Consider the following 16,508-nt stretch of genomic DNA (forward strand, 5'->3'; position numbering starts at 1 on the left):
TCGCTGATGGATGACACGCACTACTCCCGGAAAGCCATAGTTTACAGATTGACGGCCTCCAGCCCAAGGGGCGGATGACGGTCTTCACATAAAAAGAAGAGCCCCGGCGCGATACCGGGGCTCATGTTGACTACTTTTTCAGATCCCCAGGTCTCTCTGGTGGAGAGCCCCCTTGGAGTTCAAGGGGGCGCGCCGACAGGCGCGGGGATGTGGAAGAGAGGGTGAGCGGGGCCCACGGTTTGCCGCGCAAACCGTGGGGAAGCGTCAGCGCGAAGCGCTTATCGCTTCTTCCGCGCTTCTTCTTCCTCTTCCTTCTGCGGGGCCTGCTCGCCCCTGGCCTTCATTTCGGCCGTGGCGGCCGCGCGGCGCTTGGCCTTGGCGTCCGCCTCGGCCTGCGCCTTGTCGGCCTGTTCGCCCTGCTGCGGCGTGGGCTGGCCCTGTCCGGCGTTCTGGGCCAGTGCCATGGGCACGGCCACCACGGCGGCGGCGATGGCAACGATGGTCAGCAACTTCTTCATGGGGTGCTCCTCGCGGTATGGCATGGAATGGGGCGCCGGAGGCTCCGGTTTCCCATCCAGTACAGTCTATCGCGCCCCGGTCGGCCGCCCCCTGAACGTGTGGCGTGCAAAAAACCCGTCCAGACCGCAAACTTCGCCGTCGCATTGCGCTTTATGAAGACAGATGAACGCCCGCTATAACGCCGCCGATATTGAAGTCCTGTCCGGCCTGGACCCGGTCAAGCGCCGCCCCGGCATGTACACCGACACCGCGCGCCCGAACCATCTGGCGCAGGAAGTCATCGACAATGCCGTCGACGAAGCCCTGGCCGGGCATGCCCACACGGTCGAAGTCACGCTGTTCAAGGACGGCAGCTGCGAGGTCAGCGATGACGGCCGCGGCATGCCCGTGGACATCCACCCCGAGGAGAAGATCCCCGGCGTCGAACTGATCCTGACCCGCCTGCACGCGGGCGGCAAGTTCAACAACAAGAACTACACCTTCTCCGGCGGCCTGCATGGCGTTGGCGTGAGCGTGGTCAACGCGTTGTCCACCCTGGTCGAAGTGCATATCAAGCGCGACGGCAGCGAACACCGCATCACCTTCCGCAACGGCGACCGCGCCACCCCGCTGGAAGTGGTCGGCAGCGTCGGCAAGAAGAACACCGGTACCCGCGTGCGCTTCTGGGCCGACCCGAAGTACTTCGACACGCCCAAGTACAACCTGCGCGCGCTGCGCCACCTGCTGCGTGCCAAGGCCGTGCTGTGTCCGGGCCTGACCGTGAAGCTCCACGACGAAGCCACCGGCGAGCAGGACACCTGGTACTACGAAGACGGCCTGAGCGATTACCTCAAGGCCGAGCTCGGCGAGCGCGAGATGCTGCCGGCCGACCTGTTCGTGGGCCACCTGAAGAAAGAAAACGAGGTGGTGGACTGGGCCCTGGCCTGGATCCCCGAAGGCGAGCTGGTCCAGGAAAGCTACGTCAACCTGATCCCGACCGCCCAGCACGGCACCCACGCCAACGGCCTGCGCACCGGCCTGACCGAGGCGCTGCGCGAGTTCTGCGACTTCCGCAACCTGCTGCCGCGTGGCGTCAAGCTGGCCCCGGAAGACGTCTGGGACCGCGTGTCGTTCGTGCTGTCGCTGAAGATGACCGACCCGCAGTTCAGCGGCCAGACCAAGGAACGCCTGTCCTCGCGCCAGGCCGCCGGCTTCGTCGAGGGCGCAGCGCATGATGCCTTCAGCCTGCTGCTGAACCAGAACGTCGCATTGGGCGAGCAGATCGCCCAGCTGGCGATCGAGCGCGCCAGTGCGCGCCTGAAGACCGAAAAGCTGGTGACCCGCAAGAAGGTCACCCAGGGGCCTGCCCTGCCCGGCAAGCTGGCCGACTGCATCAGCCAGGACCTGTCGCGCACCGAGCTGTTCCTGGTCGAAGGCGACTCCGCCGGCGGCAGTGCCAAGCAGGCCCGCGACAAGGACTTCCAGGCGATCCTGCCGCTGCGCGGCAAGATCCTCAACACCTGGGAAGTGTCCTCGGGCAGCGTGCTGGCCTCCGAGGAAGTGCACAACCTGGCCATCGCGATCGGCTGCGACCCGGGCAAGGAAGACATCGCCGGGCTGCGCTACGGCAAGGTCGTCATCCTGGCCGACGCCGACTCGGACGGCCTGCACATCGCGACCCTGCTGACCGCGCTGTTCCTCAAGCACTTCCCGGCACTGGTCGATGCCGGCCACGTGTTCGTGGCGATGCCGCCGCTGTTCCGTGTCGACGTGGGCAAGCAGGTGTTCTACGCCCTGGACGAGGAAGAGAAGCGCACGATGCTGGACAAGATCGAGCGCGAGAAGATCAAGGGCCAGGTCAGCGTGACCCGCTTCAAGGGCCTGGGTGAAATGAACCCGCAGCAGCTGCGCGAGTCCACCATTCATCCCGATACGCGTCGCCTGGTGCAGCTGACCATCGATGATGGCGAGCAGACCCATTCGCTGATGGACATGCTGCTGGCCAAGAAGCGCGCCGGCGACCGCAAGGGCTGGTTGGAAAAGAAGGGCGACCTGGCTTCGCTGGAGGTCTGATCCGCCTCGTGTGGTACTGAAAAAACCCGCCTTCCGGCGGGTTTTTTCTTGCCTGTGCCACCAGGCATGGATGCATGCAGCGGGAAGGATTACCGTGGCGTCACCGCATTCGCAGGAACCCGCATGCCGTTCGACCCGTCCCTGATGCTGGAAACCACGCGCCTGGTGCTGACACCGATCCGCGCCACGGACGCGCAGGCCTTGTTCGCGATCCAGTCCGACCGTGTGGGCATGCGCTACTGGAACCATCCGGCGTGGACCGACCTCAAGCAGGCCTACGTACAGATCCTCGACGATCTCGCCGCGCTGGAGGCAGGCACGCAACTGAAACTGGCGATCCGTGAGCACGTGGACGGACCGCTGCTGGGCATCGTGGGCGTGTTCGCGATCGACGAGACGTCCAGGCGCGCGGAGATCGGGTATCACCTGGCGCCGTCGGCACAGGGCCAGGGCTACATGCACGAGGCGCTGTCACGGTTCGCGGCCTACCTGTTCGATGAACTGCGCATGCGTCGGCTGGAAGCGGAGATCGATCCGCGCAACGTCCCGTCGGCGAAGGTGCTGGAGCGGATCGGGTTCCAGCGCGAAGGACTGCTGCGGGAGCGCTGGCGGGTTGCCGGCGAGGTCTCCGATTCAGCCGTCTACGGCCTGTTGGCACGCGAGTGGCAGGATCGGGCCGACCCGGCGCCGCGTTAGAACCGGCGCGGCGCCATCCTGCGTATACCGGCCTCGCCCCGTCCCGCCCCGTCCGGCACGCTCCCTCCCACGAAAAAGCCCGCCTTGCGGCGGGCTTTTCGATGTTCAACCGTGCGGACCGGTCAGGCCCAGCCGAACAGTTCGAACAGGCGCAGGATCAGGTACGCACAGCCGCCGGCGGCCGGGATCGTCAGGATCCACGCCCACACGATGCGCTCGATCACGCCGAAGCGCAGCGAACGCGGGTTCTTGGCGAAGCCCACGCCCATGATCGCGGTGGAGATGCTGTGGGTGGTCGAGACCGGCATACCGAAGTGCGCGGCCAGGGTCAGGATGGTGGCCGAGCTGGTTTCCGCGGCGAAGCCGTGGATCGGGTGCAGCTTGACCATCTTGTGGCCCAGGGTCTTGATGATCTTCCAGCCGCCCGAGGCAGTACCGGCGGCCATCACCACGGCGCAGGTCAGCACGATCCACATGGCGATGCCGTCGCCGGCGCTCGCGTCCGGGTGCATGAAGGCCAGCCAGGACGGCAGGTCATTCAGGGCACCGGTCGCTTCGGCACCGATCAGCGTCATCGCGATGATGCCCATGGTCTTCTGCGCATCGTTGTGGCCGTGGGCGAAGCCCATGTAGGCCGCCGAAGCGATCTGGGCCTTGCCGAAGAACGCATTGACGATGCGCGGGCGCGCCAGCCGGCCGATGAACCCGCCCACCTTGGCCATGCCCGCGATGATCGCCCACAGCAGCAGCATCACCGCGATGCCGAGCAGGAAGCCGGCGATCGGCGAGGTGATCATCGGCAGGAACACCTTCCACAGCAGGCCCTTGTTCTGGGCCCAGGTGCCGATGCGCTCGGACCAGATCAGCGCGTCCCAGTTGTTATGGGCAGCGGCCAGGCCGGCGCCGCACAGGCCGCCGATCAGGGCATGCGAGGACGAGGACGGCAGCCCCTTCCACCACGTGATCAGGTTCCAGATGATGCCGCCCAGCAGCGCGCACAGGATCACCTGCGGGGTCACATCGACCACGTTGGTGTTGAGCAGGCCCGAGGCGATGGTCAGCGCCACGGCGGTGCCGGTCAGGGCACCGATGAGGTTCATGAAGGCCGCCAGCATCACCGCCCAGCCGGGCGAGAGCACTTTGGTCGCCACCACGGTGGCGATGGAGTTGGCGGTGTCGTGGAAGCCGTTGATGAACTCGAAGACGAGCGCGGCCAGGATCACCACCAGGACAAGGGTCAGCATGCTGTGGCGTCCGTCAGCTGTTCTTCAAGACGATCTGGTAGGCGACCACGCCGGCCTCGCGGCAACGATCGATGGCCTTTTCCAGGATCTCGAAGAACTCCTTGAGCAGGAACATCTGCAGGCTGTCCAGGCGGCCGGAATAGATGTCGCGGTACAGCTCGAGCATCAGGCGGTCGGCTTCGTTCTCCAGCGAGCGCAGCTTCTCGTTGAGCGCGGTCATCCGGTCCAGGTTCATGTGGCGCAGGTCGCCCACCATCTCCACCACCACGCTGGCGGCCTGCTCCAGCATCGCCGCGCGCGGCGCGAAATCGATGTGTTCCAGGTGCTGGGTGGCCAGCGAATAGCGATCGGCGAACTTCTCGATCTGCTTGGGAATCTTGTACAGCGCCGAGCCCAGCGCTTCGATGTCTTCGCGCTCGATCGGGGTCATGAAGCTGTCGACCAGCGCCTGGCTGATCTTGTCCGAGGCGGCGCGCTCGCGCAGGCGGGCCAGCTTGAAGGCGTCCAGCGCCGGCTGGCGGTCCGCTTCGCGCAGCATCGCGTGCAGCGCCTTGGCGCTGTCCTGGGCGGCCTGGGCAGCCTCGTCCAGCAGGGTGTAGAACTGTTTGCCGGAGCCAAAAATGGTCTGCAGAGAGAACATTGAGAAACCTATTCGCCGTCGAGGAAGGACGGCACCGGGCGGAATTATGACGGTTTGATGTCCAATCCGGGTACTCCCTGTCATCTTCACGCTCCCACGGCCCTGCCTGAACGACCCTGATTGCATCCCTGCCCCGGCCTTTTGTTAAGATGCGCGGGCACCTTCGGGTGCACTCTATGGACGACGACCCTTACCCCCCGCCGCACCGCCGCGCTTACGCGCCCTCCGGTAGCCGACATCGCTTGAACACGCCCTCCCTGCCACCAACCGGGGATGAAGCCCGTGTTTGAACTGCTTATCGTCCTTGCCCTGATCCTGCTCAACGGCTTCTTCGCCATGTCCGAAATGTCGGTCATGACCTCGCGCAAGAGCCGCCTCAAGCAGATGGCCGCCTCCAGCAAACGCGCCGAGCGCGCGCTTGAACTGTCCGAAAAGCCCGAGAGCTTCCTGTCCACGGTCCAGATCGGCATCACCCTGATCGGCATCCTGACCGGTGTGTTCGGCGGTGAGGCGATCGGCCTGGCCATCGCCGAGTGGCTGCACGGCATCGTCCCGGCCTTCGCCTACTCCAGTGAAGTGGGCAAGGCGCTGGCGGTTGCCCTGATCACCTTCCTGACGCTGATCTTCGGTGAACTGGTCCCCAAACGACTGGCCATCACCCGTTCGGAAGACATCGCCGGGCTGGTCGCCTGGCCGATGGGCTGGCTGTCCCGGATCGCTTTCCCGTTCGTGTGGCTGCTCTCCCACAGCACCCGGCTGGTGCTGCGCGTGCTCGGCCTGGGCAAGGATGAGGCCGCCTCGGTCACCGAAGAAGAGATCCGCATGCTGGTGGCCGAGAGCCACGAAGCCGGCGTGATCGACGCGCACGAGCGCGACATGATGAACCGCGTCATGCGCCTGGGCGACCGTACCGCCGACAGCCTGATGACCCCGCGCAACCGGATCGCCTGGCTGGATACGCAGGCCGCGCCGGAGAAGAACATCGCCACCATGCGCGAGAACGAGTTCTCCCGTTACCCGGTGTTCCGCGACAACGACCAGGACATCGTCGGGGTACTGGAAGTCAAAAGCCTGGTGACGCGCCTGGTGCGCGATGACCATTCGCTGTTCCAGAACCTGCGCGAGCCGCTGTACGTCTCCGAGTCCACCCACGCGATGAAGCTGCTGGAGATCTTCCGCGAGGAGCAGCAGTCGATGGCGCTGGTGGTGGACGAGTACGGCGAGATCCAGGGCCTGGTCACCATCAGCGACCTGATGGGCGCGGTGGTCGGCCGCCTGCAGTCGGTGGAGAACGTGGACGAGGACGCACTGGTCGTGACCCGTGAGGACGGCTCGTTCCTGGTCGATGGCTCGCTGTCGATCGAGGACCTGCGCGAACTGATGGGCAACGCCGAGCTGCCCGATGCCGACGATGGCGATTACTACACGCTGGCCGGCATGTGCATCCATTATTTCGGCCGCATCCCGCATGCGGGCGAGTACTTCGATTGGGCCGGCTGGCGCATCGAGATCGTCGATCTCGACGGCGCCCGTGTCGACAAGCTGCTGCTGCGCACCCTGAGCGAAGACGAAACCGATGACATCACCGGCTGAGCCGACGCCGCCGGATCCGACGCGGCCGCAGTACCGCAACGAGGGTATCCGTACCCTCCTGGCGATGTTCGACCACGGTGACCCGGAGGAACGGCTGCTGCTGGGCCAGATCCTGCAGGACCTGCAGCAGAGCGCGTTCGGTGTGTTCCTGTTCGTGGCGATCCTGCCGGCCTTCATTCCGATTCCCGGGATCGGCGGCGCGGTCAGTGGGCCGCTGGTGGTCCTGATCGGTGCGCAGATGCTGTGCGGCATGCGCCGGCCGTGGCTGCCGGGCTTCATCCGCAACCGTGGGCCCAAGCGCGGCACCATGCATCGCTTCCTGGAGCGCATCGACGGCCCGCTGCGGCGCTTGGACCGCCTGCTCAAACCGCGGATGGCCGGACTGCTGGTGCCGCTGCCCGCCCATGCCTTCAGCGGCCTGCTGCTGATCCTGATCGGCGTGCTGTTGTCGCTGCCGATCCCGCTTACCAACTATCTGTTCGGCTTCCAGTTGCTGCTGTTCGCGCTGGCGCTGCTCGAACGCGACGGCGTGCTCATGCTGGTCAACTGGGTCGGCGCGGTGGCTGCCGTGCTGTTCTTCGGCTTCAGTTCGGGCCACCTGGTGGGCTACACGGTGGACCTGTTCCAACGCTGGTTCGGCTGAGGCCGGCCCCCCCCCTTCACGCGACGCGCCATGAAAAAAGCCGACCCCGCGGCCGGCTTCAGCACCACACTGGCCGGCGCAGGGCCGGCCCTGTGAGCCCGGTTACGCGCCGGGCTTGAGATCCACCGTGCCGGTGTCGGACATCGCGCCCGGGTCATCGGTCACGGCCGACAGCACGAAATACAGGGCCTTGCCGAGCAGGCCACCCGGGCCATCCCAGTATTCGGCCGATTCGGCGCTGACGTGGATCAGGCGCAGGTTCGGGTCGTCCTTGCCGCCCGGGAAGAAGATCTTCATCGCCGGCGACCAGAGTTCGTCGATCTTGGCGCGGTCATGGACCACCCGCGCGGTACCCGAGACCGAGACATAGGTATTGCCCGAGGGCGAGGCGTAGGCCACGTTGACGCGCGGGTTGGCGGTGATTTCCGCGATCTTCGGGCTGTCGGCGCCGGTGGCGAACCACAGGTCGCCATCGAACTCGACTTCCTGCGTGCCCAGCGGACGACTGAACAAGCGTCCGTCCACACCGACCGTGGTGAACATCGCGATGTCCACGCCGCGGATCAGTTCGGCCAGTTGTTTGATGTGCTGCTGACGATCGTGCTCGGCCATGGGGTGGCTCCTGTAAGGGGAGCCACCATCACAGCCGATCGGCGGCTACGGCGACGTGAACCGCGCGGTCACACCTTCTTCGCATGCGCCGTGGGCATTACGCCTGCAGTGCGCGCCATGCCTGCATCGCCAGCCCGAACGAGCGCTTGCGCGCGGCATGGTCGTAGATGTTGGCGGTGACCAGCACTTCGTCAGGCTTGTGCCGCGCCACGAACGCGGCCAGCCCTTCCTGCACCTGCTTCACGTCACCGACCACTGCGCAGGCCAGCGCGTTCTGCACGCCGGCCTTTTCGTGCGGCTGCCAGAACGCTTCGATGTCGTCGATCGGCGGCGGAATCAGGCCCGGCAGGCCACGGCGCAGATTGACGAAACTCTGCTGCTGGGTGGTGAACAGCCGCTTGGCGTCAGCTTCCGAATCGCTGGCCACCACGTTCAGGCCCAGCACCGCATACGGCGCCTGCAGATACTGCGAGGCACGGAATTCGCGGCGGTAGACCGCCAGCGCTTCATCCATCGCGTCGGGGGCGAAGTGCGAGGCGAAGGCGAACGGCAGGCCCATCGCCGCCGACAGGCGCGCACTGAACAGGCTCGAGCCCAGCAGCCACACCGGCACCGGAATGCCGGCGCCGGGCACGGCGCGCACGGCCTGGCCCTTCTGGGCCGGTTCGAAGTAGTGCAGCAGCTCGCGCACGTCCTGCGGGAACTGGTCGGCGCTGTCGAAGTAGCGGCGCAGTGCGCGGGCGGTCGGCTGGTCGGTGCCGGGCGCGCGGCCCAGGCCCAGATCGATGCGGTCCGGGTACAGCGAAGCCAGCGTGCCGAACTGCTCGGCCACCTGCAGCGGCGAGTGATTGGGCAGCATGATGCCGCCGGCACCGACACGGATGCGCTTGGTGCCCCCGGCCACATGGCCGATCAGCACGGCAGTGGCGGCGCTGGCGATGCCGGGCATGTTGTGGTGCTCGGCCAGCCAATAGCGATGGAAACCCCAGCCTTCGGCGTGCTGGGCCAGGTCCAGCATGTTGGCGAAGGCCTGCGTGGTGTCGCTGCCTTCGCAGACCGGCGCCAGATCAAGAATCGACAGCTGCATCATGAATGCTCGTTCCAACCAGGAGATATCTCACTGAGATGGGGCTGTCCGCGCGGTTTGCCACCGCCCACAAGGCACGCGTGGCAAGACGCTGATTTCCGTCTCGCGACGATTCAGGACAATCAACGCCGTGAAGACGGCTCAGGCGGCGTCAGCGTCCTGGTCCACCAGCGGCTGCAGGGCCGCGTCCAGCGCCACGCGCTCGTCGAACACGAAGCAGCGGCCGTCATAGCCCTCGCCGCCCACGGCCTCGAAATAGCCCAGGATGCCGCCGTCCAGCTGCAGCACGTTGTCCATGCCGTCATTGCGCATCCACAGGGCCGCCTTCTCGCAGCGGATGCCGCCGGTGCAGAAGCTGACCACGGTGCTGTCCTTGAGCGCCTCACGGTGCGGGGCCAGCGCGTCGGGCAGATCGGTGAACTTGGTGATCGGCAGCACCAGCGCGTCCTGGAAGGTGCCGTACTCGATCTCCTGGGTGTTGCGGGTGTCCAGCATCACCACCGGCTTGCCGGCGTCGTCATGCCCCTGGCGCAGCCAGCGCTGCACCGTGGCCGGGTCGATCGACGGGGCGCGCGGGTAGGCCAGCGGCTGGCCGTCGTCGATGCGGAAGCTGATGATCTCCGGCTTGACCTTGGCCTTGAGCCGGGCAAAGGGCTGCATGTGGCTGTAGCTGGTCTTCACCCGCAGCCCGGCAAACCGGGCATCGGCCCGCAGGGCGGTGTAGAAGCCATCGATTGCCTGCACCGCCCCGGCCAGGAACAGGTTGATGCCCTCGCCCGCTACCAGGATCGTGCCGCGCAGCTGCGCGGCGGTGGCCCGCTCCAGCAGGGTCGCGCACAGCGCGTCCGGGTCGGCGACGGGGGTGAAGTGGTAGGCGGCGGTATTGGCGATCATCCCGCCATTTTAGCCGCTGGGCGGCCGCGACGCCTGAGCCGCGCCGGAATCAGCCGCGCAGCAGCACGAACGGCAGGAGCACCAGCGCGGCCGCGACGGCCATCCCGACCAGCACCGTGACCACGAACACCGGGCGGCGCCGGATCAGGCTGCCGAAGGTCTCGGCCGTGCCCTCGCGCAGCGCGGCCTCACGCTCGCCGCGCACGCGCTCACCGCGCGTCTGCTGGTAGTCGGCCATCAAGGCCTTGGCCCGCGGGTGATCCTCGTTGTCGCGCACCCAGATGCCGCCGAAGGAGATGCCCCACGGGCTGGGCTCGGTGCGGTAATGGGCAATGCCCGCCTTGTCCAGCAGGGCAGTGACATCCTGGATTTCATCGTCCGCGACATTGCGCAGGTTGAGCAGCAGTTTCGACATGCGCCCATGATAGCGCCCGGCGATGCGCTACCCTTGCGTCCCCGTTTTTTGGATCCGGAGCCCGCCCATGCGCCGTCTGCCGCGTTACCTGCTCGCCCCTCTGATGCTGTCGCTGCTGGCCGCCTGCACCCCGCCCGGCCCGCCGCCCGGTGGCAGCATCGCGCAGTTCGAGAAGATCGACACCCAGCCGGGCACCGGCGCCGAGGCCACGCCGGGCAGCAAGGTCACGGTGCACTACACCGGGTGGATCTACGACGAGCGCACCGCCGACAAGCACGGTGACAAGTTTGACAGCTCGGTGGACCGTGGCGAGCCCTTCAGCTTCGACCTGGGCCAGGGCCAGGTCATCAAGGGCTGGGACGAAGGCTTCGCGGGCATGAAGGTGGGCGGCAAGCGCACGCTGATGATTCCGGCAGAGTACGGCTATGGCGCCCGTCGCGCCGGCCCGATCGCGCCGAACTCCTCGCTGGTGTTCGATGTCGAGCTGCTCGACGTCAAGCCGCGTTGATCCTGCCTGCATGAGCATTGCCCTGACCACCCCACGCCGGGTCGCGATCATCGGCGGCGGCCCCGCCGGCCTGATGGCGGCTGAAACCGTGCGCGCTGCCGGCCACGCCGTCGATCTGTACGAGGCCAAGGGCTCGCCCGGTCGCAAGTTCCTGATCGCCGGCAAGGGCGGCCTCAACCTGACCCACTCCGACGCGCCTGACGTGTTCGTTTCGCGCTACCGCGAGCGCGCGGAGGCGGTGGGCGGGTGGCTGGCCGATTTCAATGCCGAGGCGCTGCGCGCCTGGGCGTTGGACTTCGGCGTGGAAACCTACGTGGGCAGTTCCGGCCGTGTGTTCCCGGTCGACCGCAAGGCCGCGCCGCTGCTGCGCGGCTGGGTGCGCCGGCTGAAGGAACAGGGCGTGCGCTTCCACGTGCAGCATCGCTGGACCGGCTGGGATGACGCGGGCGCGCTGCGCTTCCAGACGCCCAATGGCGAAACGTCGGTGACGGCCGACGCGGTAGTGTTCGCGCTCGGCGGCGGCAGCTGGCCGGAACTGGGCTCGGATGGCGCGTGGGTGGCGCCGATGGCCGCCACCGGCATCGACATCGCCCCACTGCAGCCAGCCAACTGTGGCTTCGACATCGGTTGGACGCCCTACTTCAGCGAACGCCAGGCCGGCGCCCCGCTCAAGCCGGTGGTGGCGCACTGGACCGACCTGAAGGGCGAACCGCGCTCACTGCAGGGCGAGTGCGTGATCACGGCGACCGGCATCGAAGGCAGCCTCATCTACGCGCTGTCGGCCGATCTGCGCGACAGCCTGGCCCGCGACGGCCAGGTGGAACTGCAGCTGGACCTGCTGCCGGGCCAGACCGAAGCGCAGGTGCTGGAGAAGCTGGGCAAGCCGCGCCAGGGCCGCAGTTTCGGCGAGGTCCTGCGTCGCCAGCTCGGGCTGGGCGGGGTGAAGTCCGCCCTGCTGTTCGAGGTGCTGGGCCGCGAGGCCGGGCAGCTGCCGCTGGCGCAGATCGCGCACGCGCTCAAGCGGCTGCCACTGGCCCTGGAACGACCGCGTCCGATCGATGAAGTCATCAGCACCGCCGGTGGCGTGCGCCTGGAGGCATTGGATACGCAGTTGATGCTGCGCGCACGGCCGGGCACGTTCTGTGCGGGCGAGATGCTGGACTGGGAAGCACCGACCGGCGGCTACCTGCTCACCGCGTGCTACGCCAGCGGGCTGCGCGCCGGGCGTGGCGTGGTGGCCTGGCTGGCGCAGGGATAGATCGCGAGGTGCCGGCCAGCGGCCGGCACTACCAGTGACGTGCCCTGACAGGCGCTCGGCGCGGCTCAGCGCGGCATCCGGGTGGTGCCGGCCACTGGCCGGCATCAACGCGTGCGCTGCATCCGCACCGACGCGAGTGCGACGCCGCTGGGGTGTGGGTAGCTCTCCTCGCGCAGCGCCTCAAAACCACAGCGCTGGTAGAACGGCACCGCGTTGAGCGAGGCCGAGAGCACCAGCGGCCGCGCAGGGTCGGCCAACGCCTCCATCGCCTGCATCAAGGTCAGGCCGATGCCACGGCCGCCGCAGTCGGGATCGACGAACAATGCATCGATCTCGTTGCCGGCCAGATCGATCACGCCGTAGCCCAGCAGCGCACCCTCGGCGTCTTCGGCAATCACACCGCCACCGCCGGCGAGCAGCGCGCGGTAATGTTGCGGCGGTGGCGAGGCCGACCATGGGGCAATTACCTCCGGCGGATACGCCGTACTGCACAGTTCGCGGACGCAGCGCGTACGCAGTACCCACAGCCGGTCCGCCTCGTCGGCGCGGCCGACCCGCAAGCGCACTGCACGATCGCCCGTCATCGCGATTTGCTCGCGCGCAGCGCCTGGATGCGCGCTGGTGGCTGGAACGAGTCGCTGCGCGCATCGGCCCAGTAATCGTGGAAGACCGCGTGGTCTGGCACCTTGCGCAGCAGTTCACCGGGCGCAAGATAGCGATACAACGAGGCCAGCGAACGGATTTCCACCGGCGAGACCCGGCGCAGGATGTGCTCCGGCCCCAGCTCGGAGGGATCGTTGAGGCCGGCCGCGCACAGCAGGTCGCGCAACGCGCGCAGCGTGTTCTCGTGGTAGCTGTGCACGCGCGTGGCCTTGTCGGCCGCATCCAGGTGACGCCAGCGATTGGGGTTCTGGGTGGCGATGCCGGTCGGGCACTTGTCGCTGTGGCAGCTCAACGACTGGATGCAGCCCAGCGCGAACATGAAACCACGGCCGGCGTTGCACCAGTCCGCGCCCAGCGCGATGGTGCGCGCGATCTCGAACGCGCTGGTCACCTTGCCGGCCGCACCCACGCGGATGCGGTCGCGCAGGTCCAGCCCGACCAGGGTGTTGTGCACCAGCAGCAGGGCTTCGTGCATCGGCACGCCAACGTGATCGATGAACTCGGCCGGCGCGGCGCCGGTCCCGCCCTCGGCGCCGTCAACGACGATGAAGTCCGGCAGCAGCCCGGTTTCCTGCATCGCCTTGGCAATACCGAACCACTCCCACGGGTGGCCGATGGCCAGCTTGAAGCCGACCGGCTTGCCGCCGGACAACTCGCGCAGCCGCGCGACGAACTGCAGCAGCTCGACCGGAGTATTGAACGCGCTGTGCCTGGAGGGCGACACGCAATCCACGCCCATCGGCACGCCACGGGTGATCGAGATCTCTTCGCTGACCTTGGCCGCCGGCAAGACGCCGCCGTGGCCAGGCTTGGCGCCCTGCGAGAGCTTGATCTCGATCATCTTGACCTGATCATGGTTCGCGTTGGCGACGAACTTCTCTTCACTGAAGCCGCCGGCCTCGTCACGACAACCGAAGTAGCCCGAGCCGATTTCCCAGACCAGGTCACCGCCCATTTCGCGGTGATAGGGAGAAATCGACCCTTCGCCGGTGTCGTGGTAGAAGCTGCCGCGGCGCGCGCCTTCGTTCAGTGCGCGGATCGCGTTGGCCGACAACGAGCCGAAGCTCATCGCAGAGATGTTGAACACGCTGGCCGAGTACGGCTTGGCGCAGTTGGGCCCGATCTGGATGCGGAAATCGTGGTGGCCGATCTCGGTCGGCGCCAGCGAGTGGTTGATCCATTCGTAATCCACCGCATACGTGCTGCGCAGCGTACCGAATGGCACCACGTCCATTTCATTCTTGGAGCGCTGGTAGATCAGGGCACGCTGCTGGCGCGAGAACGGCACGTCTTCCAGATCGCTCTGCACGAAGTACTGGCGGATCTCCGGCCCGATCGATTCCAGCCCGTAGCGGAAGTGCGCCATCACCGGGTAGTTGCGCCGCAGCGTGCTGCGCTTCTGCAGCATGTCCCACGTGCCCAGCACCACCAGCAGGGCCGTCACCCCCACTCCCCAGTACCAGGCGGGCCAGATCGTGGCCAACCACAGGCAGACCGGGAACAGCAGGATGGCGAGCAGATACGCGAGATAGCGGTGCATGGCTTTCCTCAATCAATAGCTGCCAACGAGTCTACAGGCGGTCGTCCACCACTTCCCGGGGCCATACGGATTTGACGTCGTACACCACGCCACCCGGTGCCAACAGCGCGCGCACCTGCGCCGCATCCAGGGCACGGAAACGATCGTGCGCCACGGCCAGCACGACCGCGTCATACCCGCCCGCATCCGGGGCTTCGACCCAACGCACGCCGGCATCGGCCAGTGCCGCCGGACCGACCCACGGGTCCTGCACGTCCACCCGGGCCCCACTGGCCTGCAGGCGCTGCGCCAGTTCCAGCGCGCGGCTGTTGCGCAGGTCCGGGCAGTTCTCCTTGAAGGTGACGCCCAGCACCAGCACCCGGGCCTGGGCGACATCGATGCGGCGCGATGCCAGCAGCGCCAGCACGCGTTGCGCGACGTGCTCGCCGACCCGGTTGTTGACCTGGCGCGCGGTGTGGATCAGATCGGGGTGATAGCCCACGCTCTCGGATTTGTGCAGCAGGTAGTACGGATCCACGCCGATGCAGTGGCCGCCGACCAGGCCGGGCCGGAACGGCAGGAAGTTCCACTTGCTGCCGGCCGCGTCCAGCACATCCTGGGTATCGATGCCGAGCCGATCGAAGATCAGCGCCAGCTCGTTGACCAGGGCGATGTTGACGTCGCGCTGGATGTTCTCGATCACCTTGGCGGCTTCGGCCACGCGGATCGACGGTGCCGGCCACGTGCCTGCGGTGATGATGCTCTTGTACAGGGCATCGACCACCGCGGCGACCTCGGGCGTCGAGCCGGAGGTGATCTTGCGGATGTCCGGCAGCCGCCGCTCGCGGTCGCCCGGGTTGATCCGCTCCGGGCTGTAACCGCAATAGAAATCCTCGTTGAAGCGCAGCCCCGACCCTTCCTCGAGCAGGGGGACGCAGACTTCCTCGGTGGTACCGGGATAGACCGTGGATTCATAGATCACGATGTCGCCGCGCTTGAGCAGGCCGGCAATCAAGGTACTGGCGCTGCGCAGCGGCGCCAGATCGGGCTGCTCATGCGCATCGATCGGGGTCGGCACGGTCACGATGTACACATTGCACGCGGCCAGATCGGCGGGATCGGCGCTGTAACGCGCATGCACAGCGGCAGCGAGCTCATCGGCCTCCAGTTCCAGCGTGTGATCCAGGCCACGCTGCAGCTCGGCGACCCGCGCGGTATCGATGTCGTAGCCCACCGTGGCCTGCTGCCGGCCGAAGGTCACCGTCAACGGCAGCCCGACATAGCCGAGCCCGATGACGCCGATGCGCGGCGCGGCCGCGGCGGAAATGGCCTGGGTCATCGCTCGGCTCCGCATCGCGGAACCGGGCCTGCCAGCAGGCGGGGCGTCATCAGGGGATACGTCATGCGATACGGAGCCGGGATACAGGTCATGCAAGCCTAACGCGCCTGCCCCTGCCCCACAAAGAACAAAGCCGCCGCCCGCGGAGAGTACGGACGACGGCCAAAGGAATAATGGTCCAGCTGCGGTTACTACCCTTTCAGACAGCCTCCAAGGGCAAACCCCGCAAGACTGGTCACAGCTGGTAGGAAGAGGATAGGCGGGCAACCGTGATCATTGTGTTACGGGCAGCGTTGTTCTGCGTTACGAACCCAGCGTCACCGCAGCCGGTTCCAACTCGCCGGAGACACCGGTCCACGCCGCAAGCAGACAGCCAAACCCCGTGGGCGCGTCGCCCACTGCGGGCAGGACGGCCAGAAATCCGTGCCAGGGCGCATCGATGATGCGCGCCAGTGCTTCGGGCTCCACTGCTGCGGAGGCCATCGTCCAGCGGGGGAAGTGGCGGGCACCGACCGACCCGCGCGCAAGCTCGCGCAGGTTGGTATGGATGCGCGCGTTGAACACACGCTGGAATACCGAATCCACGCCATCCTCCGGACCTTCGAAATACTGCAGGAACCGACGCCCGTCGAACATCAGCACGCCGGTGACGCCGGCCACTTTATTGAATCCCGATGCCGCGCGCAGGATCTGATCGATATCAGACGTTTCGATTCCATCGACAGCGTCGCTGACATAAGCGACCGCATGCAGCGGCATGAAGGATTTCCGGAATGAACTGAAGCTGACTATGCCATGAAGTATTCGCACTGGGTAGACATCGACT

The 16,508-nt window shown here is 66.8% G+C and carries 17 protein-coding genes; 6 read left to right on the forward strand and 11 right to left on the reverse strand.

From position 1 onward, the window contains the following. Positions 1-278 precede the first annotated feature (278 nt). Positions 279-518, reverse strand: coding sequence for a hypothetical protein (locus tag POS15_RS10020; protein ID WP_176989627.1), 240 nt, complete (start codon positions 516-518; stop codon positions 279-281). Positions 519-681: 163 nt separating this feature from the next. Here POS15_RS10020 and parE point away from each other — a divergent pair, with 163 nt between their 5' ends. Next, entirely contained in the window at positions 682-2,571 is a 1,890-nt protein-coding gene (parE, locus tag POS15_RS10025) for a DNA topoisomerase IV subunit B (protein WP_284129605.1), read from the forward strand. A 123-nt stretch (positions 2,572-2,694) separates the two neighbouring features. After that, on the forward strand, positions 2,695-3,267 hold the full coding sequence (locus POS15_RS10030; protein ID WP_284129606.1) for a GNAT family protein: 573 nt from the start codon (positions 2,695-2,697) through the stop codon (positions 3,265-3,267). Between the two features lie 122 nt (positions 3,268-3,389). On the opposite strand, the gene POS15_RS10035 is transcribed toward POS15_RS10030, so the two are convergent. Both POS15_RS10035 and POS15_RS10040 read right to left on the reverse strand, forming a co-directional pair. Continuing rightward, the gene (locus POS15_RS10035) at positions 3,390-4,511 is read right to left on the reverse strand and encodes an inorganic phosphate transporter (protein ID WP_019183344.1); all 1,122 of its coding nucleotides are present in this window, start codon (positions 4,509-4,511) and stop codon (positions 3,390-3,392) included. A 13-nt stretch (positions 4,512-4,524) separates the two neighbouring features. Then, positions 4,525-5,151 (reverse strand): DUF47 family protein, encoded by a 627-nt coding sequence (locus tag POS15_RS10040; RefSeq protein ID WP_019183345.1) that lies wholly within the window; start codon positions 5,149-5,151, stop codon positions 4,525-4,527. A 282-nt stretch (positions 5,152-5,433) separates the two neighbouring features. Between POS15_RS10040 and POS15_RS10045 the strand changes: the two genes are divergently transcribed. After that, positions 5,434-6,744, forward strand: coding sequence for a hemolysin family protein (locus tag POS15_RS10045; protein WP_284129607.1), 1,311 nt, complete (start codon positions 5,434-5,436; stop codon positions 6,742-6,744). Next, positions 6,728-7,387 carry an exopolysaccharide biosynthesis protein gene (locus POS15_RS10050; RefSeq protein WP_019183347.1) on the forward strand — a complete coding sequence of 220 codons (660 nt, stop codon included), beginning with the start codon at positions 6,728-6,730 and terminating at the stop codon, positions 7,385-7,387. The genes POS15_RS10045 and POS15_RS10050 overlap by 17 nt, the downstream gene beginning before the upstream one ends. A gap of 102 nt (positions 7,388-7,489) precedes the next feature. Here the strand turns inward: POS15_RS10050 and POS15_RS10055 are convergent, their stop codons facing one another. From POS15_RS10055 to POS15_RS10070, 4 genes are all read right to left on the reverse strand, one after another. Next, a complete protein-coding gene (locus tag POS15_RS10055; protein ID WP_284128093.1) occupies positions 7,490-7,999 on the reverse strand; it encodes a pyridoxamine 5'-phosphate oxidase family protein in 510 nt (169 codons plus the stop codon). Positions 8,000-8,096: 97 nt separating this feature from the next. Beyond that, a complete protein-coding gene (locus tag POS15_RS10060; RefSeq protein ID WP_266084648.1) occupies positions 8,097-9,089 on the reverse strand; it encodes an LLM class flavin-dependent oxidoreductase in 993 nt (330 codons plus the stop codon). Between the two features lie 138 nt (positions 9,090-9,227). Next, positions 9,228-9,980, reverse strand: coding sequence for a sulfurtransferase (locus POS15_RS10065; protein WP_284128094.1), 753 nt, complete (start codon positions 9,978-9,980; stop codon positions 9,228-9,230). Between the two features lie 49 nt (positions 9,981-10,029). Next, positions 10,030-10,395, reverse strand: coding sequence for a DUF6164 family protein (locus POS15_RS10070; protein ID WP_070470656.1), 366 nt, complete (start codon positions 10,393-10,395; stop codon positions 10,030-10,032). 67 nt (positions 10,396-10,462) lie between these two features. On the opposite strand from POS15_RS10070, the gene POS15_RS10075 reads away from it, so the two are divergent. Both POS15_RS10075 and POS15_RS10080 read left to right on the forward strand, forming a co-directional pair. Then, positions 10,463-10,903, forward strand: a complete 441-nt coding sequence (locus POS15_RS10075; RefSeq protein ID WP_019183352.1) for an FKBP-type peptidyl-prolyl cis-trans isomerase — start codon at positions 10,463-10,465, stop codon at positions 10,901-10,903. A 10-nt stretch (positions 10,904-10,913) separates the two neighbouring features. Then, complete coding sequence (locus tag POS15_RS10080) at positions 10,914-12,161, forward strand: TIGR03862 family flavoprotein (RefSeq protein ID WP_284128095.1); 1,248 nt, start codon at positions 10,914-10,916, stop codon at positions 12,159-12,161. Positions 12,162-12,265: 104 nt separating this feature from the next. On the opposite strand, the gene POS15_RS10085 is transcribed toward POS15_RS10080, so the two are convergent. From POS15_RS10085 to POS15_RS10100, 4 genes are all read right to left on the reverse strand, one after another. Further along, positions 12,266-12,745, reverse strand: coding sequence for a GNAT family N-acetyltransferase (locus POS15_RS10085; protein WP_284128096.1), 480 nt, complete (start codon positions 12,743-12,745; stop codon positions 12,266-12,268). Then, the gene (locus tag POS15_RS10090; RefSeq protein ID WP_019183355.1) at positions 12,742-14,364 is read right to left on the reverse strand and encodes an FMN-binding glutamate synthase family protein; all 1,623 of its coding nucleotides are present in this window, start codon (positions 14,362-14,364) and stop codon (positions 12,742-12,744) included. The genes POS15_RS10085 and POS15_RS10090 overlap by 4 nt, the downstream gene beginning before the upstream one ends. 31 nt (positions 14,365-14,395) lie before the next feature. Further along, on the reverse strand, positions 14,396-15,682 hold the full coding sequence (locus POS15_RS10095) for a nucleotide sugar dehydrogenase (RefSeq protein ID WP_019183356.1): 1,287 nt from the start codon (positions 15,680-15,682) through the stop codon (positions 14,396-14,398). A 303-nt stretch (positions 15,683-15,985) separates the two neighbouring features. Then, complete coding sequence (locus POS15_RS10100; RefSeq protein ID WP_070427077.1) at positions 15,986-16,441, reverse strand: BLUF domain-containing protein; 456 nt, start codon at positions 16,439-16,441, stop codon at positions 15,986-15,988. Positions 16,442-16,508: the final 67 nt, after the last annotated feature.

Source organism: Stenotrophomonas sp. BIO128-Bstrain (genome assembly GCF_030128875.1).
Classification (GTDB): domain Bacteria; phylum Pseudomonadota; class Gammaproteobacteria; order Xanthomonadales; family Xanthomonadaceae; genus Stenotrophomonas; species Stenotrophomonas bentonitica_A.